Here is a 21,377-nt window from a genome sequence, read left to right on the forward strand (position 1 = left end):
CGGGTTCGGTGGGCCGGGCTGGATGTTGACGCATCCTCCCGGCTCGCCTCTTTACTACTTGGTGACTTCGCGGACGTAGGCCTGGCAGGCCTGCAGCGCGATCAGTCCACGGTCACCTTCGTCGGTGATGGCGATAATTCGTTGAGCATGCGCTGGGTCAAGTTGGGCGCGTACGGCTCCATGTACCACGCCTCTGGCGCTGGAGGCTTCTCGCCCCCCACCATCACAACCCTGGCCGGCAAGGGCTCCGTCGTCGACAAGGACTGACAGCCGCAGATCAGCGGTAGCAAGCCGGTCACGCAGACGAGCCTGAGCTTGTTGAGCATCATTCATTTCCTTCCAGTGTGTTTCGGTCTGATCCTGTAGGCGAGACTCCAAAGCGCGGCGCGCGCCCTGCTGCTCTTCCAGTTGATTGAGCGCCACCGAGGCGGCCTCCTCGCGCTCACGGCCGTATGCGCGATCCTTCTTCGCCAGCAGCTCGCCATAATCGTCGGCCTGCTCGGCGAGTTGCTTCCCATAGCTGTTGGCCTGCCATTCCCAGGCTGCCCCTGCGCCAATTGCACATGCGAGCACCAGGGCCGCCAAGGCGATCAGACGACCGCCCAAGGCGCTCACTGCAGCACCTCAAGTGCCCGGGCATAAATCTCTTTGCGATCCTTCAAACCATTGAGGCCGCCGTTGACCCGCTTGGTGAGCTTCTCGAACACGGCGTCATCCGGGTGCGCGATCTTGTCCGCCAAGCTATTCAGGCCCTCCTTCTGCCAGAACCAACCGGCCGACAGCGATGCATAGACAGGCTGCTCAAGCAGCTCAGGGGTATTCAGCAGCCGGCTATCACCGAACAGGGCCTCGCTGCAGGCCTGATAGTTGTAGCGGCCAGTCACCTGGATGAGCCCACGGCCACGGTAGAACTGGCCGTCGCCGTCTGCCTCTGGCGTGTTACCGAGACGCTGCGCCAGGCTCCCGGTGTCGTACTTCGACAGGTACTTGTCATTGCCGAGCTCACGCACGTACTTCAGCTGGCCCGACTCGTGCCCCACCTGGGCGAGAAACGCGGCCATACGCAGCCGGGTGATGATGGCGTACTTGCCCATGGTGGCATTGAGGCCAGGAACAAAAACGCCGGCTTGGCCGCCGGCGTTGGGAAGGATTTGCTGAATCTGTTTTTCGGTGATCGGCATCGTTTGTTCTCCTGCAAATAGTCGATTACGCCGGCCTCACATCAACCGTGCGCATGGGTTTGTCCGCTTTCTTCTTGATGCCCTTGGCCTTGGCCTTGCCCTTCTTGCCGCCGTTGCACTCGACCGTCGTGGTCCACCCGCTCTGCGTGAAGACCTGCTCCACGCTGTCGACCAGGTACTCGCCGTCCAGCCCTACCTTGAAGCCTTGGGCATTAATGGACCGCTCAGCAAACAGGTCAGTACGCCCTGGCATTTCAAGCCGCACGCCGGCAGTGCTGCGGTTGAACGCAGCCAGCCGCGCCCTGGCCGCCTGCTTGGCTGCAGATTCATCTGGGTAGATGTGACGGTCGGTGTGCACCGCCGGCAGCCCCTCAGGCGCCTCGCCGTTTTCCAGTTCCACTACCTTGAGCACACCGGACTTTTTGTCCTGGTGCTGCGTCTTCACAGCCTTCTGCGTGGTGCGGTCGCCAAGGCGGAACGAATAGCGGACGACGTCGGTACGGTTGAGCGTGACCACGCCCAGATCCTTGCCGCTCGCGCTCTGGCCACCTTGGCGTGGCATAACCATCAGCTTTCCGTTAGCCACCTTGGCCGTGCAGTCGTACTGCTTGGCGAGCCGCGTGATGAAGTTGAAGTCCGACTCATTACGCTGATCGACACGCGGCACCTTGGTTTCAACCTGGCACCCTGGCTCCCAGCCGTTACGACCCGCCACGTCGGCGACGATCTGCGCGAGCGATTTGCCCTCCCAGCTACCGCTGCGCGTGGTCTTGCCACTGCCCCGCATGTCGCTGGCCTTACCGCGCAGGGTGATTGTGTCGGGTGGCCCAGTGACCTCGATCTCATCGACCAAATAACTGCCGATACGCTTCAAGGGATTGCCCGCATAACCCAGCAAAACCTCAATCTTGGCGCCACGGCTGGGCAGCGTGACAGCCTGGGCACGATCATCGATACGCAGCTCAAACTCGTCCGACTCCATGCCGGGCTTGTCGGAAGTGCGCAGCAGCATCAGCCGATCATTGATCAACGCGGTAATGTCCTTGCCGTCCGCGACAATTTGAAACGCAGGCTTCATGGTCCCTCCAGAAACGATGAACCCCGCTCAGCGCGGGGTCCGTTATGCCTTTGCCGGACGGTTGCCGGCGCCTGTTGATCAGTCCCAGAACGTTACTTCCTCGACTTCCTGTGCCAACAGCACAGGCAGCCGGATGATTAGGCCGGCGCGGTATGGCTGCGCCTCCCTGGCCAAGTCCGGGTTCTCCTCTAGCACCGCCTCGACCGCGCCGTTGAGGTGCCCGTAATGGTGCTGGCAAATGACGTCCAACAGATCGCCCTCAGATGTTCTGCATGTCGTCGCCATAACTCACAAACTCCAACGTGAAGGCCTGTTTCCGAGGGATACCGCCGGCCAACAGGGCGCCCTGTTCCTCGTTGACGCTTTCCAGACACCAGTTGCCCAGCACCTGGCCATATCCCGTGGTCAAGTTGACCGGCTCCATCGCCCGGGCGATGCCGCGCAACGTATCCAACTGCCCGATCCCCCCCTTGAAGCCAGGGAAGATCGCCCCCTTGAGGGTCATTTTTTCATCACCCAAGCCCACGGCCTGCTGAGCTGTTGGCCGACGCAGTCGCTCCTGCGCCGCCCACTTCACTGACGTCTTGCGAGTCAGCTCGTCAAACGCGGCGGTGTCCAAGTTGAAGTAGTAAGGCTGAGCATTCGGGCGCAGCGGCTGGATGATCAGCAGGTGCGGGTACGGCTTCACCGCGCTGGCCAACGGTGTGGCCAGTGACCCGGCGCCACCGGTGGGCAGAATGTTGGCCAGCGACGGGCTGACATTGCCCGCCACCCGACTGACCTCTGAGGTGACCTTGGCAGCCTGTTCTTTAAATGTGCCAAGACGTTCCTGCACCTGAGTGGCGGCAGACACGGTGCGCCCATAGGTAGAGGCCACCTGGCCGACCTGGGACTGGGCAACGCTGATTCCACGCATCACTCTCCCCAGCTTCTCGCCAACGGCCGGGCCGACTATGGGAATGTTCTCCAGCTCGCCGGCAGCCCCGGTGATATCACTGATTGCGCCGGTAAGCGGTCCCAGCATGCCATCCAGGCTCACCCTTCCCTCCTCGCCGGCAGCGACCAGCCACTTGAGGGTCGATTGCAATTGTTCCATGTAAGCCATCAGCCCTCCTTACAAGTGTGGGTCGTCATAAAGCAGCTTCGTGGCTTGGCGCCCGGACACTTCGCGCATGAACTGCTCGAACTGCTGCCGGTTGTACGGCTCGAGCTCACGGGCTAACTGCGCGGGATCCTTCACATCGCCATGCACCACAATCGAGCTACTGGGCGAATAGTTGAAAGCCTGATCAACCTTCGCTGTTGGCTTCGCAGGCGCCGCAGCCTTAGCCACTTCCTGCAGCGGAGGCGGTGGTGGTGCGGTCTTGACCAGCTCGCGCACTACCGCGCCAGGTGCGGGCTGCGGGGCAGTATCCAGCTTGGCTGCTTCGGGTACTGCCGGAGCCGTAGTCGCCACTGCAGCGCCGATGATAGGCGGCTCAACCTTGGGTACCTTCTTGGCCACCGAGACAGCATCAGGGTTGTCTGCCTCAGCCACTGCCGGTGCCTTTGCGACCACCGCTGCGCCAATGGCGGGCATTTCAGCCTTGGGCACTTCCTTGGCCTCCGGCTGTATGTCTGCAACCTGTTGCGCCTTGTCCTCGCCGAACAGCTTCTTGCCCAGCCAACCACCCAGCGCATCACCACCAAGGCCGCCCAGCGCCATACCGATGGCACCACCGATGGCCGTCCCGATAACCGGGACCACTGAGCCAATTGCCGCACCAGCGGCTGCACCGGCCCAGGCACCTGCCACACCGCCAGCAGCGCCACCGTAGCCCTCAGCCTTCTCGTCTCGGGTCTCGGCGTTCAACGCCGTGTCCAGCACCGACGGCACTGCATCCATCAGTTTGCCGCCGGGGAGCCTTCCCATTACCTGGGTAACGCCTCGCACACTGCGCACCATGCGTCCGAGGCGTGTAGCCTCGCCCGCCGCATCTGCGGCGCCTACCAACGTGGGAACGTGGACTGCCGGCACAGATACTGGCGGAGGCTTCACCGCCGGCAACGCTGACACGCTGGGCGCTGGGCGTGACGGCAACAGTGAAGCCGCTTGCCGGCGGCGCCTACGACGGGCACGCCGGCTACCAGGTTCAGCCGGTGACGAATTCGCGACAGTGGAACCCATGCGACCAACCGCATCAGCGTTGACCACAAACACCCGCAGCGGCTCGCCGCCAGCTGGGCCAGAGGGGTCATTGCTTGCGGGAGCACCGAGCACCTTGCCCAACGCCCCCAGACCAGCATCGACCACTGGATTGCCAGTCACAGGCAATGGCGCTGCGTCCGGCGCCGATTCTGCGCCGCCGCTACGCCGTCGCCCCCAGGTTCTACCACGGGCAACGTTGAAAACGCCCCGCGCAACCTTCGCTGCGCTGCGGGCCGTCATCAGCGCGATGACCGCCGATGTCAGCCCAGCGATCCCCATCACCACTGCGGGCAACTTGTCCGACAGCTTGGTCATGCCGCCCAGTACCGCTGTCAGCCCTTGCGCCACGGCATCTGTGGCTGGCCGTATCGCATCGCCGATACTGCGCATGGAGTCGTTCCAGGCCTGGCCGAGCTCTGCCCAGCGCTGCGAGGACGTTTCCCGTCGCTCTGCCAGGTTCTTGTCGAGAATGCCTGTGGCATTCTGCGAGTCGGCCTTCAGTTCAGCGTAAAGCCCCCGATTCTGCGCGTAGGCCGTCAGCGCCGCCTTGACCTGCATGTCGGCGAAGAGATCACCGGTACGCAGCGTCTTCTCCAGCGCTTCCAGCGCAGCCTTGGCCTTCTCCGGGTCGACTTCCTTATCGATCCCGGCCTGAGCATCCTTGATCTTCTTGGCCTTGGCGGGGTCGGTCGCTTCAACGTACTTCATCGCCAGAGCCATCGACGACTCAATGACGCTCATACCCTTCTGCAGGCCAGTGTTCAGGGAGGCTTGGTAGTCGATGCCGACATCCTTGTACGCCTTGACCACGTCACCGGCGCCGATCTTCTCCATCCAGTTTTTGAAGTTGTTTGCGGCTTCGTCCGAACTGCCGGCGGTCTTCATCTGCACCTGCAGCATGGCACCCAGCGAGGTGACAGACTCAAGGCCAGTGATCCCGTTCTTCTCCATGCCGGCCAGCAGTTGCGGGAACCACTTGGCCATGTCGCTGGCCTCGAAGCTACCCGCTTGGCCCTGGTACGCGATAGCTTCCAGAGCCTGCTCCATGACCTTGGGGTCAGTGATCTTGGCGTTCTGCTGCAGCGCCATGATCATGCTGGCTGTATCGACGCCAGAGGCTCCCTGCCCTACCGCGAACTTGGCAGCGGTCGGCGCATAGGCCATGGCCTTGTCCAGCTCCATGCCAGCACCAACCAGCTGGTTGATCAGTGCCGCCACGTCGTCACGGCCCATGCCGGTGTCTTTGGCGGTCTGGATCACCGTCCGACTGAGCTGCACTTCCTCCGGCGTGTTGACCTTATCGGCCTTGATTGCGATGTCACGGATGATGGCCTGGTAGTCCGCACTGATCTTGGTTGGGATCGCGGTCAGGCCCATGCCCACGGCAGCGGCACCAACGCTGGTCTTGAGCCCAGACTTGCCCTGTTGGATCTCCTGGTGCCCCTTGAACTGCAGTGAGGCGGCCTTCTCCTCACGGCCGAGGCGCTGGTATTCCTTGGTCAGCCGGCCGACTTCGACGCCCTGCTTCCTGAGCGACTCAAGGTTGCCATTGAGCTTGCGCAGCAACTTGTCGGCGCCGGCCGCGCCGGTGTCGTGCGCTTTCTTCCACTCGGCCTGCAGCTTCATGGTCTCGCCAATGGTGGCCTTGAGTACCTTGGCCTTGTTGCCTTTTTCCTCGAGCTTCTGGATGCGGCCTTCGACCGTCTTGAATGCGGCGCCGACCGAAGCTGCGACGGCGCCGCCGATTACCAGCGCTAATTGCATTCTTGCCATCAGTTACCCCCCATAGGCTCAATCCGTGAGCCACCAGCACATATCCGCGAAAGCCATGTCCTGGATCTCGGTAGCCGAGAAACCCAGTTCAGCAGCCAGCCGCTTGGCCAGCTGCTTCTGCACCTTGGGGTCAAACGTCGTCTTCGCTGACCAGGCGAAAGTATCCGGCCTGCAGCCGGCTGTAGTCCTTCAGGGCCAAGCCCTCCAGATCCTTGATACCGACCTCGGCCAGCGAGGCGAACAGGTTCAGCTCGCGCTGCTCGTCGTCGGTACCGCCAGTGGCCTGGGCGCTACGGATGTCGCGGACGGTTGGAGCCCGCAGGGTGATGCGGTCAACCTTGATACCGTTCAGCTCGCTCGGTTTACTCAGGGTCACGGTGACGCCGTCGTCAGTGATCAGCAGGTAGTTCGGCAGGGGCTTGCTCATAGTGTTGTGTCCTTGCATTCGAATGGTGGATTAGAGGCCGAGGGCGGTACGCTGGGCGGCGAGCTGGTCGACGCCATCGATTACGCGCTTCATACCGAGCGGGTCGATCTCATAGATCAGGCGGCCGTCGAACTCGAGCTTGTAATAGGTAACGGCGACGGAATGCTTGATCTCGGCCTTGTCGCCGGGCTTCCAGTCGCCAAGGTCGACCTCCTTCAGCCGCCCGCGCAGGGTTACGACGACGGGCTTGATCGCGCCCTTCAGGCCTTGGAAGGCACCCCGGAACGTGCCGTTGAAGGCGGTACCGTCGGCCAGGCCGAAGAACTTCAGCGACTCACGGCGCACGCCGTTGGTGGTAAAGGCCGCTTCCTGCTTCTCCATGCCCATGTCCAGCTCCACCGGAACATCCATGCCGCCGGCGCGGTGTTCCTCGGTCTTGAGCGTGAGTTTGGGCAAGGTCAGGCTGGGTACATCGCCCTGGAAGCTCACACCGTCGACAAACAGGTTCAGGTTGGCCAGGGTTTCGGGAATCATTGCCATGGGGTGCGCTCCTTAAGCGGCGGTGTCGAGGACTTCGGTCAGCCATTGGTTGGTGACCTCGACGCGGAAATTGGGGTTTTCGGCCGGCGGCACGTCGGTGAATCGGATGTTCCAATACACCTTGCCCTGCTCCAGCTGACTGGACGTATTGAGCACGGGGTCGGCGTAGACCTCGAAGTTGATGATTGCGCCTTGGTTCTTGAGGTCGCGCATGAACGCCTGCAGGCCCTCGGTCACGTCCTTGACGTAGGTCGCGGTGATCGAGCGGTCGACCGCCCACTTGTGGCCGTACAAGATCGCGTCCATGACGATATCCATCGTCCGCACGCGGGTGACGAACGCCCATTTCGCATCGGTCGACAGGGTGCGGTTGCCCCACAGGCGGTAGCCGTCATCGCGAATGATGGTGGCGATATTGGCGTTGTTCAGCAGGTTGGCCCGGCACGACTCGTCGCCGTCCAAAAACTCCACCGCGCGGGTGGTGCCGGTGATGCCGGCAAATTCCTTGTTCGACGGCGAGGCCCAAAAGCCGTATTCGCTATCGGTCCAGGCGAACAGGCCGGCCACCCAGGCCGACGCCGGCGCGTCCACCGTCGCGCCGGCGCCGCTGGTGGCGTCCCAATACTGCACGCCGGGGTCGACCAGAAACGCGCGTTTCGCGCCGAAGTTCTTGGCGTACAGCACCGCCGCGTCGTCGGTGGTGTTGGGGCCGTCGATGATGGCGATAGCGCGCAGCTTGTCGGCCAGGGCGATGGCAGCAGCAGCGACCGCCTGGGTGGAGGTGTGCTTGGGCGCGATCAACAGGCGCGGCTGCGCGTTGAACCGGCTTTTGCCATCGAGCAGCGCCTGCAGGCCGGTGCGCTTGCCGTTGGCCAGCGTGCCGCCGATGATCGAAGTGGTCTGCGCGGCCGCGTCGGCCGCCTTGGCCACACCGCAGGCGACAATGACCGCCTTGGCGCGGGTAAACACGGCTTGGCAGGCCTTGGTGATCGCCGCGCCGGCACCGAAGGCGGCCACCGCCTCGCGCTCGTTGGTGATCAGTACCAGGTCGTTGTACTTGGCCGTTGCCGGCGCGCCCTCGGTGAAGGTGTCGACCAAGCCAATGATCGAGGACGACGGCAGCGCAATGCTGCGCGCGCCGGTGTCGACGTTCGTTACGGTAACGCCGTGAAAGAATCCAGCCATGGGAAAGCTCCAGAAAGCACAGAGCCGCGACGTGCGCGGCTCAGGATTGAATGGGGTGTACCCCGCCAGGCGGGGCTGCAGGGATCGAGGTCAGAGCAGCAGCTGCACCAGCAGCGCCGCGACCAGGCACACGACCAGGGGCAGCAGCAGGTCAAGCCGCCCGTCTGGCGTCCATCGCCAGAAGCGCAGCCCGTCGTACCAGCGCAGATGGGTCAGGTGTACCGACTCGACGTGCGCCAGGTTGCGCTCGCCCTGGGTGTACTCGCGACCGACGAAGAAGAACACGCCGGCGAAGGCGCCGGCCCAATGGCCAGCCGGGATGCCCAGCAGGGCCAGCAGGCCCCACGCGGCGACCATGATCAGCAGCGCCGCAACGACGTGCTCAAGGTGGGTTCGATTCATGCGTGCCCTCCAGGCACAAAAAAAGCCGCTTAGCGGCCCTTGGGGTTGACGGTGTAGCAGCTGGGTTAGGCGGCGTTGCCGACGCCTTGAATGCCGGCCTGAATCTCGGCGATAGCCGCGTCGGCGATAGCCTCGGCCGCCGCATGACTATCAGCCAACAACGCTTGATGCTTGCCCTTAAGACGCGCCGCGCGGATCTGATACAGCGCGCCTTTCCAGGCGGCCGCCTCGTCGAGAATGTCAGCGGTAGCGGATACCGCGTCTTTGCCCACGGCATCCATCCAGGCTTGTACGGTCGGCGGCACGTCGCCGACGTGGCCAGCAGCGGCGAAGGCCTCCGCTTCGGTGGCGGTCAATTGATACTCGACGGCGCGCAATGAATCACCCAGAACAACGCGGCGCGCCAAGTCGGCGGCCGCATCGATCTGCTGCCCGGCCGCCAGAAGGGCGGCACCCAGGGGCAAAGCGGTGTAATCCCAGCCAACATACGATGTGGCGCCAAAAGTTACGGACAGGTTGCTAGTTTGCATGCGGGCCTCACAGGGAAGACAGGTTGGTCAGAAGGTTAGGCAGTGTCGCCGGGTTGGTACCGGCCGCCACCAGGTGTACGTAACGACCGCCGAAGCCTGCCGGGAACGACACGTTGAGCACTTCCAGAATGATCGCGCAGTTGGGCGAACCCACAATGAAACCAAGGAAGTCGGCCGGCGCTGTGACTTCACAGGCGGTCATTTTCACGGAACACACTACCGTGCCGGCGCTGGAGTTGGTTTTGAACAGCGCGTTAACGAAGCCCGTCGGCGCCGGCACGAATCCGGCCGGTGAAGGAAGGGCAAAGGTCAGGTCCGTGACCATGATCTGCGCGCCGTTGTACTGCACATAGCCAGACAGATAGGTGGCCGATCCATCAGAGGTCAGGTAGTAATTGCAGGTAACTTTCCGCTTAACGCCTGAAACATCGGAGCGCAGATGCAGGAAACGACCATCAATGTTGATGGCCGTATTCATCACATAGTCAGTCTGCAGGTAGGCAACACACACGCCGCCCACGGGGGTGTTTCTAAGGGCGCGCTCAATGGTCTTCACCGGCGCCGCAGCGGTGCCAGCCGCCGAATCATCCCCGGTCAACGCGTTGACATAGATGTTTTTGAGCCCATCAGGGATCGCGGCAATGGCCGCTGATACAGATGCGTCAATCGACGCTTTGCGGCCGGTGAAGTAGTCAATGAGCGACGTGGTTTTAGTAACCAAGTTGGCTACATCAGATTCAAGACTCATGGGCTTTAGGCTCCGTAGATATGTTGTACAACAAGGGTTTGTAAGGCGATAACGGCAGCCGCATTGCTGACTGTCGCGCTCAGTAAGTTTTCGCGGTCAACGTCCTGGCGCTGCTCGATAGCCTTGGTGCGAGCCAGTAAATTGGCCTGCACCTCGCCGGAAATACGCTGCTTTTCCGTTTGTGCGTCGATTTGGTCTTGCTGCTGCATGCCGCGCAGCTGGCCCGCGACGATGGCCGCTGCATGCGCCGCCAACGGCGCCGCCACCGTCAGGCTTAGCCCGGCTTCGCTGCTGTTGATGGTGACGCTGTTCGCCGGCAGCGCCGCAAACGAAATGTCGTAGGCCAGCAGCACCTCGCCAGTAACCGGCTTATAGGTCAGCGCCTCAGTCGGGTGCGACCAGACCGCCAACAACGTGCCGTCTTTCAGCTTGTAGCCAAGCTCCTTGATCCAGAACGCACGCGGGCCGTCGGCATTGGCGACGATGTGCAACATGGTGTCGCTCAGCCGCTCGCCGCCGATGATTGGATATTCAGCCACCTGGGCCACAAGGCTTTTTTGGCTGCTCGACGGCGTATAGGCCGCCGTACCGACCACCACAGTGGCAATCTCCATGGCGATGCCGGTGTTATCCGCACGCAGCGCCGCCGCCAGGCCGGCCTTGGTAAAGGTCAGCAATAACGGGTCACTCATTTACGATGCCCTCCATCGAGCCGCGCACGACAACGCGCGCACGGGCCGCACAGGCGGCCACCAGGCCCGACTCAGAATTGATAGGTATGCTGGTGATCGCGGCGGCCTGCCGGATCACGCAGCGCGCTTGGGCCGCCGCCGCCACCAACAGCCCCGAACTGGTGTTGTCGGCCGGCATGGGCAGGATTTCCGCAGAACGCCGGTAAACCGTGCGCGCCCTGGCGGCCGATGCCACTGCAAGGGAGCCCTCGAAACGCGCCCCCAGGCGAAACTCGTAATGGCTGCGCTCGTTCTTGGCCGCATCGATCAGGGCGCGCAGACGCTCGCCCAACTCCGGCGACAGAATCGACCCCTCCCCCTCCCGGTTATCGTTGGCCCAGGCGGTAACCTGGAACGTGTATGGGGCCGCATTGGGGACTTGGTGCCACTCCTTGAACTCGGCGTTGACCCGCACCGCCTTGAGCACCCGCTTGATTGCGCCGACAGTGCCCTTGGTCTTGTGAACCGGTATGGCTTCGCGGATCAGGTCGCGGCGCTGCTCGTCGGTGTTGGCCGCCTCCCAGCCTTCTACCTTCATGGCCCAACCGAGCCAGGGCAGGAAGTTGGGCGGGCAGCGTGCCGAGTCGGCGACACCGCGAATCACCTCGGGATCAATACCGAGGTCGCCGGCCTTCTCCAGGGCGCGCTCGAGCACGGTGGCATTACTGGGCAGCAGACTCATGCGACCACCTTGGTTTTAAGGGTGATCGCGCTGCAGTTGGGGTAATGCCGCTTGTCACAGGTTACATCGGCGGTCGGCGCCGTCAGCACCACCCGGCGCACGCCCGTTACGTGTAACGCGGCGTAGATGGCCGACAGCGGCAGCTGCCCCTCCATCCGGCGCGCCTCGGCCAACGCCGAATCCAGCCCGCTGCGGGCATCGGCCAGCACAACGGTCGGTTCAGGCCCCGCCTCCAGCTCCAGGGTGGCCGACACCTTAAAGTCAGTGGCCAACCCTGCTTGAGTGCGCGGCCGATCTGTCAGCGGCCGGACACTCTCAGCCGACAGCGCGGCCTGCACTGCTGCCACCAGCTGCGCCGGCGTTTCCTCACTCCCCACCCGGCCCAGCACGGCCAACGACACGTCGCCCGGCAGTGGGTTATCCAGGCCTGCAGAGTAAGTGCAGGTCACGACGATGGCCCCGGCCGGCAGCACGGCCTTTTGCGCATCCGAGAGCGCCACGCCGGCGAAGGTCGGCGAGTCCACCGACACGCTCGACACGTTCGCCGATGCACTGAGGCCGTGGTACTCGTAGGCACCGCGGCTACCCGCCACCGATAGCGCCTCAAGCGACAGCCGCGTGCGGTAGCGCAGCGCCGAATCACTCTCCATCACCGCCGCCACCGGTGGCACCGCATCCGGCTGGGCCGGGGTGATGATCAGGCGCTGCACGCCGTAGTCGGCGGCGCGGTTGTCTAGGTCGGCGCCCTTGGCGTAGGCCAACAGGCTGGCCTTGGCCGCCGCGTTGACCCGCGCCCGGCCGAGTAGCTTTTGATAGGCCGCCACTTCCAGCAGCTTGACCACCGGATCGGATTCCAGCACCGCCGTCCACTGATCCCCCATCATCAGGCGGAAGTCACTCAGTACCGTCTGATAGATCGTTTCAAACTCCAGGCTTTCCACCACCTCGGGCGGCGGAAGCAATGACAGATCGATCATGCACTCACCTCCAGAATCGCGGGATCGTTGAGATACTGGCCGGCCAGCTCCAGAGTGATCTTGCCGTCAACCACAGCAGTGACCCGCACCCGCTCCAGTTTCAGGCGCGGCTCCCAGCGCGCCAGGGCACGGGCGACCTCCGCTTGCACGGCGCTTTTCCAGCCCTCGTTAACCGGCAAGTCGACGTACCGGCGCAGATGACTGCCGTATTCCGGCCGCATGCGTCGACTGCCGAGGCCCGTGGTCAGAATGTCCTCAATGGATTGGCGCAGGTGATCCAGCCCCGATATGGGCTGCCCTGTCCGACGATCCACGCCAATCACGGTTATTCATCCTGCAGCGGCTGCAGCTGCTGCAGCCCGTTGTCGCTGGCCAGGTAGGCCAGGGCTTCGGCATCGTCCGCCGGCACCGTGATGCGTCCTCGGCGCACAACCAGCTCCCGTCCAGTGGCCAGGTACAACGGGCGCTGATCGTAGGTTTTGTCGACGAAAGTTACCGTCGCGGAGGCCTCCGCAGCTTTCTTGTCGGCCATAGGCCCTCCATAAAAAAACCCGCTCGAGGCGGGCTGTCAGTGCTTGTGGTTGGCCGTGTTGCCGGCCGTGTCGATGATTCGTGCACCGCCGAGGATGTCACCCGTGACGTTGAGCGATCCGTTGATCTGCACAGCGCCCTCCAGGGTGATATTTGCCGCCTGGACTGTCACGCTGCCGGATTTGGCAGTGATCGCGTCGTCGGTCGCCACCACCTCGGTACCGCCGACCTTGACGGTCACCGTACCGCTGGGAAGCGCAATGGTGTAGCTGTTGGCCTGCCAGTCATAAACCAGCGAGCCGCCGTCGGCGAAACGCCAGACCTCAACATGGTCGCGGTTGTCAGGCTGGCCCCCTGCATCGCCATAAAGCCCTGGCACGAATGTGCCCTGTGCCGGCTCGCCGCTCGGACTGACCAGCACGCCCTGCTCACCAATGCTAGGCGCCCGCCAATGGCGAGCCTTGCCGGCAGCCTGGGCATGCCATCGCACCCAGGCGCTCGTCCAATCTCCACCATCGGAAACACGCACCATGGCGGCAGCGAGGTCGATGGCGACAACTCGGCAAGGGATCAACAGGCTCGCAAGCATCCGGTCATGCTGCGCCGCCGCATAGCTCATGCGAGATCCTCCGGCGACACATAGGCACCCTCATTGCCCCGGCCCGTCTCAGGATCGAAGCCGAACACAAGCGGGCCGGGCTGAGTCGGCCAGGGCCACTCTTCCTCACCCAGGTAAATGCCTTGCGTCCACTCGACTACCCAGACTGCAAAGCTGTCGAGCTCTGGCCGGCTCCAGTCCTGTTCAGCGCGAACGAACTTCGCAGGATCAACAGCAATGCCCCACGTCTGTAGCCGCAGCAGCGCCGCCAATTGCGCTGCGACGAATGCCGCAACGTGAAGGCAGTCGTCCAGCTCACTGCCGACAATGACACGCGCCTCGAAGCGTGCGTCCACTGCTGTCTCGCCGGTACCAGGATCGCGCTCTGCCGCTTCAAAGCCGGCAAGCTCCAGCACGACCGCCGGGGGGACCACTGTTTCAAGGCGCCCCGGCATGGTGCCGACATAGGCCAGTGCGGGAATGGCCAGGTGAATGCCCTGCTCAATCGCGGCATACACCTGGCCCAGAGGAATTGGATTGTCAGTCATTGCCCCAGCCTCCGAAGGTACTTCTGCAGCTCAAAGTTCAGCTCCTGCTCCATTACCACCAGCAGGCGCTGGTGGGCCTTGTTCGTCCATGATTCGAAATGCGGCCTGACGTCGTCGAGCGAGATCTTTGCCTTGGCCAACGGGAAGCGGCTGTCGTTCTCGCCGATCCAGCCCGAACTCGCCCCGCCCTTCCCCGACACATCGCTGTCCGGGTAATCGTCCTTGCTGAAGTGCTTGCTGGCTGTGCGGATCCAGATATCCGGCTTGCTGCCGTAAACCGTCCTGAAGAACGCGCCCTGGTACTTGCGACCAGCGACCGACACTCCCGAGCGGGTTTGCCGTGGCCGACCGGCGCGACTGGCTTCAATGGGGTTCAGACCGAACCAGAGCTTGCCCTGTCCGTTGCTGCCCATGGGGTAAGCCAGCAAGCGCTGCCGCACCGCCGATACGGCAATGCGCTCTTGCTGGCTCACTGACCTGGCGATGTGGGTGCGCAGCCAGCGAACGGTCTTGTTGATCGCCCGTCGCTGCGCCGCCTTGATCGCCTTGGGCATGAGCTCACCGAACTCGGAGAAGTTTTTGACCTGCTGTGGGTTTGCCTGCAGGGTGATCAGGCCAGAGCTGGACGATTGCTTCTGATAGCTGCCGACGCTCATGCTGACTTCCTCAGTATCAGGGTCACGAGGCCATCACCGCCCGGCTCGATGCGGGTGATGATGTAGTTACCGCCACCGTCTTCAGATGGCAGATCAATCACCACCTGCTGTCGCACATCGACACCCGAGTTGTCGCCAACTCGGATGACCAGGTGCGGCTCACGCAAGCCGGTATTGATCTGCCCCAGCTTTGGCTGCAGCCACGGCGCCGAGAACATACCAGCCACCTCGCGACCTTCGATTCGGGCCAGATCGCCCAAGACCTCAAACACCACCTCATCCACGTCGTCGATCAGGTCGCGGAAGGCCATGATCAGATCGTCAAACGGAGGACAGCACGTGGGCGGGTGCAGATGTGCAGCGGGTTGGACTGCGCCTCGCCGTCAATACCCTTCCCGAACGGCATTTCCTCGATCTTGCTGTAGTACGGCAAGCCCTCGGTGTTGACGGTCTCGATGTAGTCCGCTGGGGCATAGATCGACAGGAACAGATCCGAGACGCCCTCTGGGACCAGGCGGGCCTCGTCATCCGACACATAGGCTTTGCCGCCAACCTTGCCGCGATAGCGCTCCCAGCTGATGCCACCAAACTCGAAACCTTCACGCCCATCACCACGCAGTGCGGCGGCTTGCTGGCTGCCCTTGTAGGTCTCGACCACCGATGGGTGAGAGATCAGTTTCTTCCAGAACGTCTTGCCACAGAACGCACGCGCGCCGGTGGTGGTGACATTGCCGAGCGCGTCCTCCTGCATGTCCAGCGCGTCGACGCACTGCGCCTGGATGTTGGCGTTCGGATCGTTGAGGCCCATCGACAGCGTCTGCCGGGACACACCGAAGGTCTTGTAGATGTCCAGCAACACCGACGAGCCGTCGGCGTCGAGCACCTGGCCATTAACTGCGCCCATGCGGTGATACTCATGGGTGGCGTCCAGCTGGCTCCGGGCCTTGCCCAGACGCTTGTTCACAACCGCCTGAACGGCCTGCAGCTCAGTGGTGGAGCCGAACGCACGAATGCCCTGGATCTCGTCAGCCTTGATCGAGAAACGTTGCGGCAGGTGAACGGTGTTGAAGGGGATGAGTTTGCGTTTGCTGCCACCGACCACCAAGCCGGAAGTTCCGCGCTCACCCGCAGGCACCAGGGCGAGCGTATCGCCGTCCTTTTCGATTTGAACGGTCAGCGTCGGAACGCCCTCTTCGCGGAAGAGCCCGAGCGCCGCCAGGCGACCCGGCACATACTCCTGCTCGTTGATGGCTGCAGTCAGGGCTGCAACGCTGAAGGCATCATCTTGAAAAATGGCAATCTCAGCCATGGGGTACTCCAGAAAGTAAGAACCCCGCTCGAGGCGGGGTTGAGAGAAAAGACAGAGCCAGGTCAACGCAGGATGATGAAGTTCGCCGCCAAGGACTTTTCCGCATCGCCGTCCAGGCCCGTCAACAGCGCCTCGGTGACCTCCGCCAGCCGCACCACGGCGCGCCCACGCCGCGAGACATCCGACTCGCCGAGCGGAGCGAAGAGGATGCAGACGGCGTTCTCGCTACCGTCTTCAGCCTCGGGGTTGTAGGGAGCGAACTCGCCGCTTGCCGTGACCAGGCCGAGCAACTGGCCAGCAACCAGGGCCGGGCCAGCGACGATGTTGATGGCTTCGCGGGAGATCTTCCCCGCACCTTCAGAAAGCAGGAACTCACCGGCATGGACCGGTTCCTGTTGGATGACGCTCATGGTCGTGCTCCTTTTGTGGCGGCCTGCCGGCGGGCAGCCCAGATATCGGTTGGGTTGGGTAGTTGCGCCTTGATCGGCTCTTGCTCGTCGTCGGCCGGCGGCAGAGTGTTGTCGATCTCGAAGCCCTGGCCCGAGCTGACCAGCTTCTCGAACAGCCGAGCCCGTACTGCATCGGGCTCCAGGCCGGCCGTCACGTATTCAGGGGTCAGCTCCGGCAGCCGAGCTGCCGCGCAAAGATCGCGAATGCCCTTGGCGCGCTTTAGCGCGGCCTGCACCGTGGCCTTGTCGGTCAGCTTGGTGGCAGTGATCAGGGGAGCGACCAGATTGCTGATTCCCGCCTTGGCGCAGTCCTGGGTGATCATCAAGGCCAGCGCAGTGGAATCGCCTGGGTCTGGTGCCGCCGGCTCGGACGTCGTTGCCGGAGCTGCATCAGGCTCACCAGGCTTGGTGGCGAGCTGATCGAGCAACGTCTGCGGGGTCTTCCGATACTTGGCCATAGCTGCACCGTTGCCCAGGCAGGCTCGCACCTGCACGCCATTGCCGATCTCATCGACCAGCCCAAGTGCCAGTGCTTCCGTAGCGGTCAGCCAGCTCTCATCGTTGACCAGACGCCGCAGCTCGGCTTCGTCGATGTCAGGCGCTTTTGCCTTGTAAGCCGCGATGATCACCTCGAACGCCTGGTCGAGTACATCAGCCACCCGCCGAAGCTCTTCGGCGTCACCTTCGATCCAGGTGTAGGGGTTGTGAATCATCAGAATCGCATTCGACGCCATCACCACCCGGTGAGCGCCGCACACCGCAACGCTACCGGCGCTAGCCGCCAGGGCATCGATGCGGCCGGTACAACGCTCACCCAGACGGCTCAGCGCGTTATGGATCGCCAGACCCTCGAACAGATCGCCGCCGTTGGTATTGAAGGCGACTTCAACCGGCGACACCCCGTCATCAATCGCCTTGAGGTCGCGGATGAACTGGTTAGCGGTAATACCCCAACCGCCAATCTCGCCGTAGATGTAGATTTCAATCGGGACAGGATCGGCTTCCGTAGCGCCCTCAGCTTTCGTGGCGGCCTTGATCTGATACCAGTGCTCATCATCAACCTGCGGCACCGTTGGTGCCTTGTTGAAGATACGGAAAGGCTTCAACGGCTTCATGCTTTCTCCTTCTCCTCGGGGTCGTCATCGACCGCCGACAAAGTGCTGTATTTGAGGCCCAAGGCCTTTGCCCGGGCGAGATCGGCAGCGTTTTCTTCATCCACCACCTCAGCGTCGGTTCCGCCGCGCAAACAGGTCTCGCTGCGAGAGGTGAAGCCGGCAAGGATCTCCATCTGCCTGGACTGGACGTCCTGTACCGGGTGGATGTAGGCCCAGCCTTGCGGCACCCAACGGGTTCGCTGGTACTCGCGACGCCGCTGCGCGTAGTCCGGCAGGTCTAGCGCCCCGGCGAGCACGGCCATGTCCATCCAGGCTTTGCGAACTGGTCGGCACAGCTGATGGACGTACACCTGAAACTGGAGCTGCTCCAGGCGGCGCCGGAACTCGGTGAGCACCACGCGGATCGCCCGGTCATTCACACCCTGCATATCGCCGGTCATAAGCTCGTAGGGCATGCCCGACCCGGCGGCAGCGGCCATCAGCTGCTGCCGCATAAAATCGGGGTAGTTGTTGCCGGCGTCCGGCGGGTCCGAGAACTCGACCTGCTCACCAGGCAGCAGCTCCTGCATCGTGCCGGGCTCAAGTCCCACCATCGGGGTGAAGCCGTCGCGGTCGTACTTGACCGGTGCCCCAGTGAGCGGGTCGAGCTGCGGCGGGCCGTCAGGTGCTGGCTTGCGAACGAAGCCGGCAAACAGGTTGGCCACCTCTTGGCGAAACAGCACCGCGTCATCGAAGTTGTCTAGGCTGCGCAGCCGTTTCAGGACCGGCGCCAGACGCGGAACACCGCGCAGCTGGCCGGGTTCCAGAGGCTCGAACACGTGCAGCATCTGCTCCGCCGGGATCCGCACCAGCTGGTTGTAGCCCACATTGAGCGAGGTCTTGTCGCTGGGATGGTTGCGATAGCACCAGTAGGCCACACGCCGCCCCATGGCGTTGAACTCAATCCCGGCCCGAATGACGTTGCCGAAGCGGGTCATTTCGAACTTGTCATGGGGGACGAACTCCGGTGACAGGCACTGCAGCTGCAGCGGCACCGCGTAGCCGTCCTCCAGCCGGCGTGGGCGCAGGCGAATGAAGCACTCGCCCGATTGCTCTACCGTGCGCGCCACCAGCGCCTGCTGGCCGTAAAAGTCCGTGAGTTGATCGGCATCCGCCTCATCCACCCAATCCTCCCAAAGCTCCTGCATCACCTTGCGAATCGCCTTGTCGAGCAGCCGTGGGTGCGGGGTGATGCCTGTACCGATCAGGTTGCTGACGCGCTTGTCGATGACGTTGGCGGCGTAGGGGTCATTGCGCACCGCGCTGCGGGAGCGGGAGCGCAGGTTGCGCAGGGCCGGCATGATCAGGCTGTTCACGCCGGTATCCGGCGCATCCCATCCCGATGAGCGCCGTCCCTCGGCGGCGCCTTCATAGCTGGCCTTGATCCGCTCGGGCACCAAGATGCCCGACCGACCGAGGGACAAGTAGCGTCCGCTCACAGACCCTTGCCTCCGTGGGATACGCGCACGACGCGCGAACGTGGTCCGGCGGCATTCGTCAGCTCAGTGCGGATCAGGTCGCGAGCCTTAATCAGCTCGTCCACCGTTCGATACTCGACGGTGCGGTCCGAGTAGCGAACGATCTTTTCACCGCGCGCAATCGCCCGCTCGACAGCGTCGAGATGTGCTTTTGTATAGGCCATGTCAGCGTCTCTTGAGGTAGCCGCTGCTGGAGCTGCGGCGTTGCATGGGTTGGGGTACCGCCCGGGGAGCCGGCGGTGGAGGTGGCGTTGGATCGTTGTGTTTGCCCGCTACAGGCGCGGGTGCTGGTAAATCGATCTTGTCGTCCTGATCGTCGTCCGGCTCGCTGGCCAGGGGCCGAGGTGGCTCCGGTTCGCCATGCTCGAATAGGTTGGCCTGCGCCAGCGCCTGCCTCAGCTTGTTCCAGTCCTGTTCGCCGTAGCGGTGCAGGCCGAGGAAGTTGGCCATGGCCAGGTTGTACACCATCAGGTCTAGTGCCTCGTTGCGGTCGGCCTTGCCCTTGACCCACTCGATGCGCTTGTAGCCCTTCACGTAGCGGGCGACCTTTCGTTCAGCCACACACTGTTGAAAGAACTCGTCGGGCAGATCCTTGGCGAAGTGCAACGCGCCTGGGCCTTTCTCGAAGCTGTAGCGGTTGTAGATCCAGTCCTTGGCCGTGTCGGTACCAACGATCCACAGCTCTGCACCGTTGCGCTCCGTTTGACCCTTCCAAGTGACATCCACTTGGGACGGACGCTGGGCGATGACTGGCCGACCCGGCTTGCTCGCACCCTTGAGCGCGAACACGTTGCGCCAGCGGCGCACGCGGGCGAACTGATAGACCTCATGCGTGTGGTGACCGCCGGAGTCGATGCCGGTAGCCAAGATCCCGAGGCTTACGCCGCAGGGGTGCCGGTACCGGACTTTCAACCGCTCGTCCAACAGCGACCAGGTACGCTCGTCGGCCGGATCGCCAGGGATCACCTGGTGATCGACCACCCAGCGCTCCATGCCGGTACCCCAGGCCATCACCATCAACTCCAGGCGGTTGGCCTGGACGTCGACGGAGGCCGTCAAGGCAAGCGCTCCCACGGGCAAGGTGCCGAGGACATAGTCTCCTTGCATCGCGCGGGCCTGCAGCACCTCAGCTTTCGTCTGCTCGACCGCACTGTCCCAGACCTCAGCCAGGCGGGTGTTGTAGAACACCTGCATGGGCTCCAAGTCGCCGCGATCCTGGGCGCGTTTGGCCTCCTCGAACTCTCGGGCCAACATCGTCCAGGAGTGCCAACCCAGAGGTGCATACAGCGCATTGAGGTGGAAGCTGACTGTCTCGCCGTCACCGTGCGCATGAGCGCGCCACTCGCCCTTGGCCAGCATTTCGCTCTTGTGGTGCTCCTCGATCAGGACATCACAATCAGAGCCAGCGCACTGGTAGTGCACAGTGCTGAAGTCAGCCGAGTACAGCAGGCGGTCCCAGCTCAACACCTGCATGTGCCCACAAGCCGGACACGGGACATAGAAATGGCGCTGATCCCCCATCATGAACAGGTCGTCGATTCGCGACGCCCCTTTGATGAGCGGTGAGCTGGAGAAATAGAACTTGGCGTTACGGCCGAAGGTACTGCCCCTGGCCTCGGCCAGCTTGATGGGGTCACCCTCTTGGTCGACGTCGACATCCCAACGATCAACTTCATCGCCGTAGATGTAACGCGCCGACAGCTCGGACAGGTTGGCAGCCGAGCCAGCCGTGGTGGCATACAACGTGCCGCCCTCGAACTCCTTGGTATCCATGGTGTTTCGAGCATCCCTGGAGCGATTGGCCGCCACACGCGCCTTGAGTTCGGGCGTGACATCGATCGTCTTGCCGATCCGCGAAGACACCCGCTTGGCCAAGGCTAAGCTGGGCAGCAGCGTCAGGATGTTGGATGGAGCCATGTGGATCAGCGCACCGATCCAGTTCAAGGCGATCTGAGTTTTCATCAGCTGCGAGGCGACCTTGGTCACCACCCGCTTGCACGGGTGGGCTGGGGACAGGCAGCGCATAGGTTCACGGGCATACGGTGTACGCGCGGTGCGGTACTTGCCAGGCTCGGCGGCGCCGGTATCACGCGGGATCCGCATGTACTCATCCGACCACTCGTCTACCCACAGCTCGGGGTCAGGCGTCAGCCCTCGGCAATACGCTTCGCGGTACACCTCAGCACCGTTTGCGTATCCGGTGGGCATAGGC

General features: G+C 63.1%; 27 protein-coding genes. All 27 read right to left on the reverse strand.

What is annotated here, in order from left to right:
* Positions 1 to 54: 54 nt before the first annotated feature.
* Positions 55 to 615 carry a lysis protein gene (locus ACNQPL_RS02340; protein WP_416465671.1) on the reverse strand — a complete coding sequence of 187 codons (561 nt, stop codon included), beginning with the start codon at positions 613 to 615 and terminating at the stop codon, positions 55 to 57.
* Complete coding sequence (locus ACNQPL_RS02345) at positions 612 to 1,181, reverse strand: glycoside hydrolase family 19 protein (RefSeq protein WP_416465673.1); 570 nt, start codon at positions 1,179 to 1,181, stop codon at positions 612 to 614. Before ACNQPL_RS02345 ends, ACNQPL_RS02340 begins: the two co-directional genes overlap by 4 nt.
* A gap of 25 nt (positions 1,182 to 1,206) precedes the next feature.
* A complete protein-coding gene (locus ACNQPL_RS02350) occupies positions 1,207 to 2,259 on the reverse strand; it encodes a phage late control D family protein (protein WP_416465675.1) in 1,053 nt (350 codons plus the stop codon).
* A 78-nt stretch (positions 2,260 to 2,337) separates the two neighbouring features.
* Positions 2,338 to 2,544 (reverse strand): tail protein X, encoded by a 207-nt coding sequence (locus ACNQPL_RS02355; protein ID WP_280044583.1) that lies wholly within the window; start codon positions 2,542 to 2,544, stop codon positions 2,338 to 2,340.
* Positions 2,519 to 3,364, reverse strand: coding sequence for a phage tail protein (locus ACNQPL_RS02360; protein WP_416465677.1), 846 nt, complete (start codon positions 3,362 to 3,364; stop codon positions 2,519 to 2,521). Before ACNQPL_RS02360 ends, ACNQPL_RS02355 begins: the two co-directional genes overlap by 26 nt.
* Positions 3,365 to 3,373: 9 nt before the next feature.
* Positions 3,374 to 6,220 carry a phage tail tape measure protein gene (locus tag ACNQPL_RS02365; protein ID WP_416465678.1) on the reverse strand — a complete coding sequence of 949 codons (2,847 nt, stop codon included), beginning with the start codon at positions 6,218 to 6,220 and terminating at the stop codon, positions 3,374 to 3,376.
* Positions 6,221 to 6,350: 130 nt separating this feature from the next.
* Positions 6,351 to 6,647 carry a phage tail assembly protein gene (locus tag ACNQPL_RS02370; RefSeq protein ID WP_416465680.1) on the reverse strand — a complete coding sequence of 99 codons (297 nt, stop codon included), beginning with the start codon at positions 6,645 to 6,647 and terminating at the stop codon, positions 6,351 to 6,353.
* A 30-nt stretch (positions 6,648 to 6,677) separates the two neighbouring features.
* Positions 6,678 to 7,187 carry a phage major tail tube protein gene (locus ACNQPL_RS02375; RefSeq protein WP_416465682.1) on the reverse strand — a complete coding sequence of 170 codons (510 nt, stop codon included), beginning with the start codon at positions 7,185 to 7,187 and terminating at the stop codon, positions 6,678 to 6,680.
* 12 nt (positions 7,188 to 7,199) lie between these two features.
* Positions 7,200 to 8,372 (reverse strand): phage tail sheath subtilisin-like domain-containing protein, encoded by a 1,173-nt coding sequence (locus tag ACNQPL_RS02380; protein ID WP_416465684.1) that lies wholly within the window; start codon positions 8,370 to 8,372, stop codon positions 7,200 to 7,202.
* Positions 8,373 to 8,462: 90 nt separating this feature from the next.
* Positions 8,463 to 8,774 (reverse strand): hypothetical protein, encoded by a 312-nt coding sequence (locus ACNQPL_RS02385; RefSeq protein WP_416465686.1) that lies wholly within the window; start codon positions 8,772 to 8,774, stop codon positions 8,463 to 8,465.
* Between the two features lie 65 nt (positions 8,775 to 8,839).
* On the reverse strand, positions 8,840 to 9,304 hold the full coding sequence (locus tag ACNQPL_RS02390) for a hypothetical protein (RefSeq protein WP_416465688.1): 465 nt from the start codon (positions 9,302 to 9,304) through the stop codon (positions 8,840 to 8,842).
* Between the two features lie 7 nt (positions 9,305 to 9,311).
* A complete protein-coding gene (locus tag ACNQPL_RS02395; RefSeq protein WP_416465690.1) occupies positions 9,312 to 10,052 on the reverse strand; it encodes a hypothetical protein in 741 nt (246 codons plus the stop codon).
* Positions 10,053 to 10,057: 5 nt separating this feature from the next.
* Positions 10,058 to 10,744 (reverse strand): phage tail protein, encoded by a 687-nt coding sequence (locus ACNQPL_RS02400; RefSeq protein WP_416465692.1) that lies wholly within the window; start codon positions 10,742 to 10,744, stop codon positions 10,058 to 10,060.
* Positions 10,737 to 11,465, reverse strand: a complete 729-nt coding sequence (locus ACNQPL_RS02405; protein WP_416465694.1) for a phage tail protein I — start codon at positions 11,463 to 11,465, stop codon at positions 10,737 to 10,739. The genes ACNQPL_RS02400 and ACNQPL_RS02405 overlap by 8 nt, the downstream gene beginning before the upstream one ends.
* Complete coding sequence (locus ACNQPL_RS02410; RefSeq protein ID WP_416465696.1) at positions 11,462 to 12,442, reverse strand: baseplate assembly protein; 981 nt, start codon at positions 12,440 to 12,442, stop codon at positions 11,462 to 11,464. The genes ACNQPL_RS02405 and ACNQPL_RS02410 overlap by 4 nt, the downstream gene beginning before the upstream one ends.
* Entirely contained in the window at positions 12,439 to 12,765 is a 327-nt protein-coding gene (locus tag ACNQPL_RS02415) for a GPW/gp25 family protein (protein WP_416465698.1), read from the reverse strand. Before ACNQPL_RS02415 ends, ACNQPL_RS02410 begins: the two co-directional genes overlap by 4 nt.
* A gap of 2 nt (positions 12,766 to 12,767) precedes the next feature.
* Entirely contained in the window at positions 12,768 to 12,974 is a 207-nt protein-coding gene (locus tag ACNQPL_RS02420; RefSeq protein ID WP_416465700.1) for a hypothetical protein, read from the reverse strand.
* A gap of 36 nt (positions 12,975 to 13,010) precedes the next feature.
* On the reverse strand, positions 13,011 to 13,592 hold the full coding sequence (locus tag ACNQPL_RS02425) for a phage baseplate assembly protein V (RefSeq protein ID WP_416465702.1): 582 nt from the start codon (positions 13,590 to 13,592) through the stop codon (positions 13,011 to 13,013).
* Positions 13,589 to 14,119: a hypothetical protein gene (locus ACNQPL_RS02430; protein WP_416465704.1), complete on the reverse strand. Its 531-nt coding sequence runs from the start codon at positions 14,117 to 14,119 to the stop codon at positions 13,589 to 13,591. Before ACNQPL_RS02430 ends, ACNQPL_RS02425 begins: the two co-directional genes overlap by 4 nt.
* Complete coding sequence (locus ACNQPL_RS02435; RefSeq protein WP_416465706.1) at positions 14,116 to 14,775, reverse strand: hypothetical protein; 660 nt, start codon at positions 14,773 to 14,775, stop codon at positions 14,116 to 14,118. The genes ACNQPL_RS02430 and ACNQPL_RS02435 overlap by 4 nt, the downstream gene beginning before the upstream one ends.
* Positions 14,772 to 15,086 carry a hypothetical protein gene (locus ACNQPL_RS02440; RefSeq protein ID WP_416465708.1) on the reverse strand — a complete coding sequence of 105 codons (315 nt, stop codon included), beginning with the start codon at positions 15,084 to 15,086 and terminating at the stop codon, positions 14,772 to 14,774. The genes ACNQPL_RS02435 and ACNQPL_RS02440 overlap by 4 nt, the downstream gene beginning before the upstream one ends.
* Positions 15,087 to 15,088: 2 nt before the next feature.
* A complete protein-coding gene (locus ACNQPL_RS02445) occupies positions 15,089 to 16,084 on the reverse strand; it encodes a major capsid protein (RefSeq protein WP_416465710.1) in 996 nt (331 codons plus the stop codon).
* 62 nt (positions 16,085 to 16,146) lie between these two features.
* Positions 16,147 to 16,494, reverse strand: coding sequence for a head decoration protein (locus tag ACNQPL_RS02450; RefSeq protein WP_416465712.1), 348 nt, complete (start codon positions 16,492 to 16,494; stop codon positions 16,147 to 16,149).
* Positions 16,491 to 17,648: a head maturation protease, ClpP-related gene (locus tag ACNQPL_RS02455; protein ID WP_416465714.1), complete on the reverse strand. Its 1,158-nt coding sequence runs from the start codon at positions 17,646 to 17,648 to the stop codon at positions 16,491 to 16,493. Before ACNQPL_RS02455 ends, ACNQPL_RS02450 begins: the two co-directional genes overlap by 4 nt.
* Positions 17,645 to 19,126 (reverse strand): phage portal protein, encoded by a 1,482-nt coding sequence (locus ACNQPL_RS02460; RefSeq protein ID WP_416465716.1) that lies wholly within the window; start codon positions 19,124 to 19,126, stop codon positions 17,645 to 17,647. Before ACNQPL_RS02460 ends, ACNQPL_RS02455 begins: the two co-directional genes overlap by 4 nt.
* Complete coding sequence (locus tag ACNQPL_RS02465; RefSeq protein ID WP_416465718.1) at positions 19,123 to 19,329, reverse strand: phage head-tail joining protein; 207 nt, start codon at positions 19,327 to 19,329, stop codon at positions 19,123 to 19,125. The genes ACNQPL_RS02460 and ACNQPL_RS02465 overlap by 4 nt, the downstream gene beginning before the upstream one ends.
* 1 nt (position 19,330) lies before the next feature.
* Positions 19,331 to 21,373, reverse strand: a complete 2,043-nt coding sequence (locus tag ACNQPL_RS02470) for a phage terminase large subunit family protein (protein WP_416465720.1) — start codon at positions 21,371 to 21,373, stop codon at positions 19,331 to 19,333.
* Between the last annotated feature and the right edge of the window lie 4 nt (positions 21,374 to 21,377).

Origin of the sequence: Pseudomonas sp. LFS044, from assembly GCF_047978245.1 — a bacterium.
In the GTDB taxonomy this organism is placed as follows: domain Bacteria; phylum Pseudomonadota; class Gammaproteobacteria; order Pseudomonadales; family Pseudomonadaceae; genus Aquipseudomonas.

Excerpts from the sequence above, each read along its gene's own strand:
- ACNQPL_RS02345 (WP_416465673.1), bottom strand. The coding sequence starts at position 1,181 with ATGCCGATCACCGAAAAACAGATTCAGCAAATCCTTCCCAACGCCGGC.
- ACNQPL_RS02350 (WP_416465675.1), bottom strand. The coding sequence starts at position 2,259 with ATGAAGCCTGCGTTTCAAATTGTCGCGGACGGCAAGGACATTACCGCG.
- ACNQPL_RS02355 (WP_280044583.1), bottom strand. The coding sequence starts at position 2,544 with ATGGCGACGACATGCAGAACATCTGAGGGCGATCTGTTGGACGTCATT.
- ACNQPL_RS02360 (WP_416465677.1), bottom strand. The coding sequence starts at position 3,364 with ATGGCTTACATGGAACAATTGCAATCGACCCTCAAGTGGCTGGTCGCT.
- ACNQPL_RS02365 (WP_416465678.1), bottom strand. The coding sequence starts at position 6,220 with ATGGCAAGAATGCAATTAGCGCTGGTAATCGGCGGCGCCGTCGCAGCT.
- ACNQPL_RS02370 (WP_416465680.1), bottom strand. The coding sequence starts at position 6,647 with ATGAGCAAGCCCCTGCCGAACTACCTGCTGATCACTGACGACGGCGTC.
- ACNQPL_RS02375 (WP_416465682.1), bottom strand. The coding sequence starts at position 7,187 with ATGGCAATGATTCCCGAAACCCTGGCCAACCTGAACCTGTTTGTCGAC.
- ACNQPL_RS02380 (WP_416465684.1), bottom strand. The coding sequence starts at position 8,372 with ATGGCTGGATTCTTTCACGGCGTTACCGTAACGAACGTCGACACCGGC.
- ACNQPL_RS02385 (WP_416465686.1), bottom strand. The coding sequence starts at position 8,774 with ATGAATCGAACCCACCTTGAGCACGTCGTTGCGGCGCTGCTGATCATG.
- ACNQPL_RS02390 (WP_416465688.1), bottom strand. The coding sequence starts at position 9,304 with ATGCAAACTAGCAACCTGTCCGTAACTTTTGGCGCCACATCGTATGTT.
- ACNQPL_RS02395 (WP_416465690.1), bottom strand. The coding sequence starts at position 10,052 with ATGAGTCTTGAATCTGATGTAGCCAACTTGGTTACTAAAACCACGTCG.
- ACNQPL_RS02400 (WP_416465692.1), bottom strand. The coding sequence starts at position 10,744 with ATGAGTGACCCGTTATTGCTGACCTTTACCAAGGCCGGCCTGGCGGCG.
- ACNQPL_RS02405 (WP_416465694.1), bottom strand. The coding sequence starts at position 11,465 with ATGAGTCTGCTGCCCAGTAATGCCACCGTGCTCGAGCGCGCCCTGGAG.
- ACNQPL_RS02410 (WP_416465696.1), bottom strand. The coding sequence starts at position 12,442 with ATGATCGATCTGTCATTGCTTCCGCCGCCCGAGGTGGTGGAAAGCCTG.
- ACNQPL_RS02420 (WP_416465700.1), bottom strand. The coding sequence starts at position 12,974 with ATGGCCGACAAGAAAGCTGCGGAGGCCTCCGCGACGGTAACTTTCGTC.
- ACNQPL_RS02425 (WP_416465702.1), bottom strand. The coding sequence starts at position 13,592 with ATGAGCTATGCGGCGGCGCAGCATGACCGGATGCTTGCGAGCCTGTTG.
- ACNQPL_RS02430 (WP_416465704.1), bottom strand. The coding sequence starts at position 14,119 with ATGACTGACAATCCAATTCCTCTGGGCCAGGTGTATGCCGCGATTGAG.
- ACNQPL_RS02435 (WP_416465706.1), bottom strand. The coding sequence starts at position 14,775 with ATGAGCGTCGGCAGCTATCAGAAGCAATCGTCCAGCTCTGGCCTGATC.
- ACNQPL_RS02440 (WP_416465708.1), bottom strand. The coding sequence starts at position 15,086 with ATGGCCTTCCGCGACCTGATCGACGACGTGGATGAGGTGGTGTTTGAG.
- ACNQPL_RS02445 (WP_416465710.1), bottom strand. The coding sequence starts at position 16,084 with ATGGCTGAGATTGCCATTTTTCAAGATGATGCCTTCAGCGTTGCAGCC.
- ACNQPL_RS02450 (WP_416465712.1), bottom strand. The coding sequence starts at position 16,494 with ATGAGCGTCATCCAACAGGAACCGGTCCATGCCGGTGAGTTCCTGCTT.
- ACNQPL_RS02455 (WP_416465714.1), bottom strand. The coding sequence starts at position 17,648 with ATGAAGCCGTTGAAGCCTTTCCGTATCTTCAACAAGGCACCAACGGTG.
- ACNQPL_RS02465 (WP_416465718.1), bottom strand. The coding sequence starts at position 19,329 with ATGGCCTATACAAAAGCACATCTCGACGCTGTCGAGCGGGCGATTGCG.
- ACNQPL_RS02470 (WP_416465720.1), bottom strand. The coding sequence starts at position 21,373 with ATGCCCACCGGATACGCAAACGGTGCTGAGGTGTACCGCGAAGCGTAT.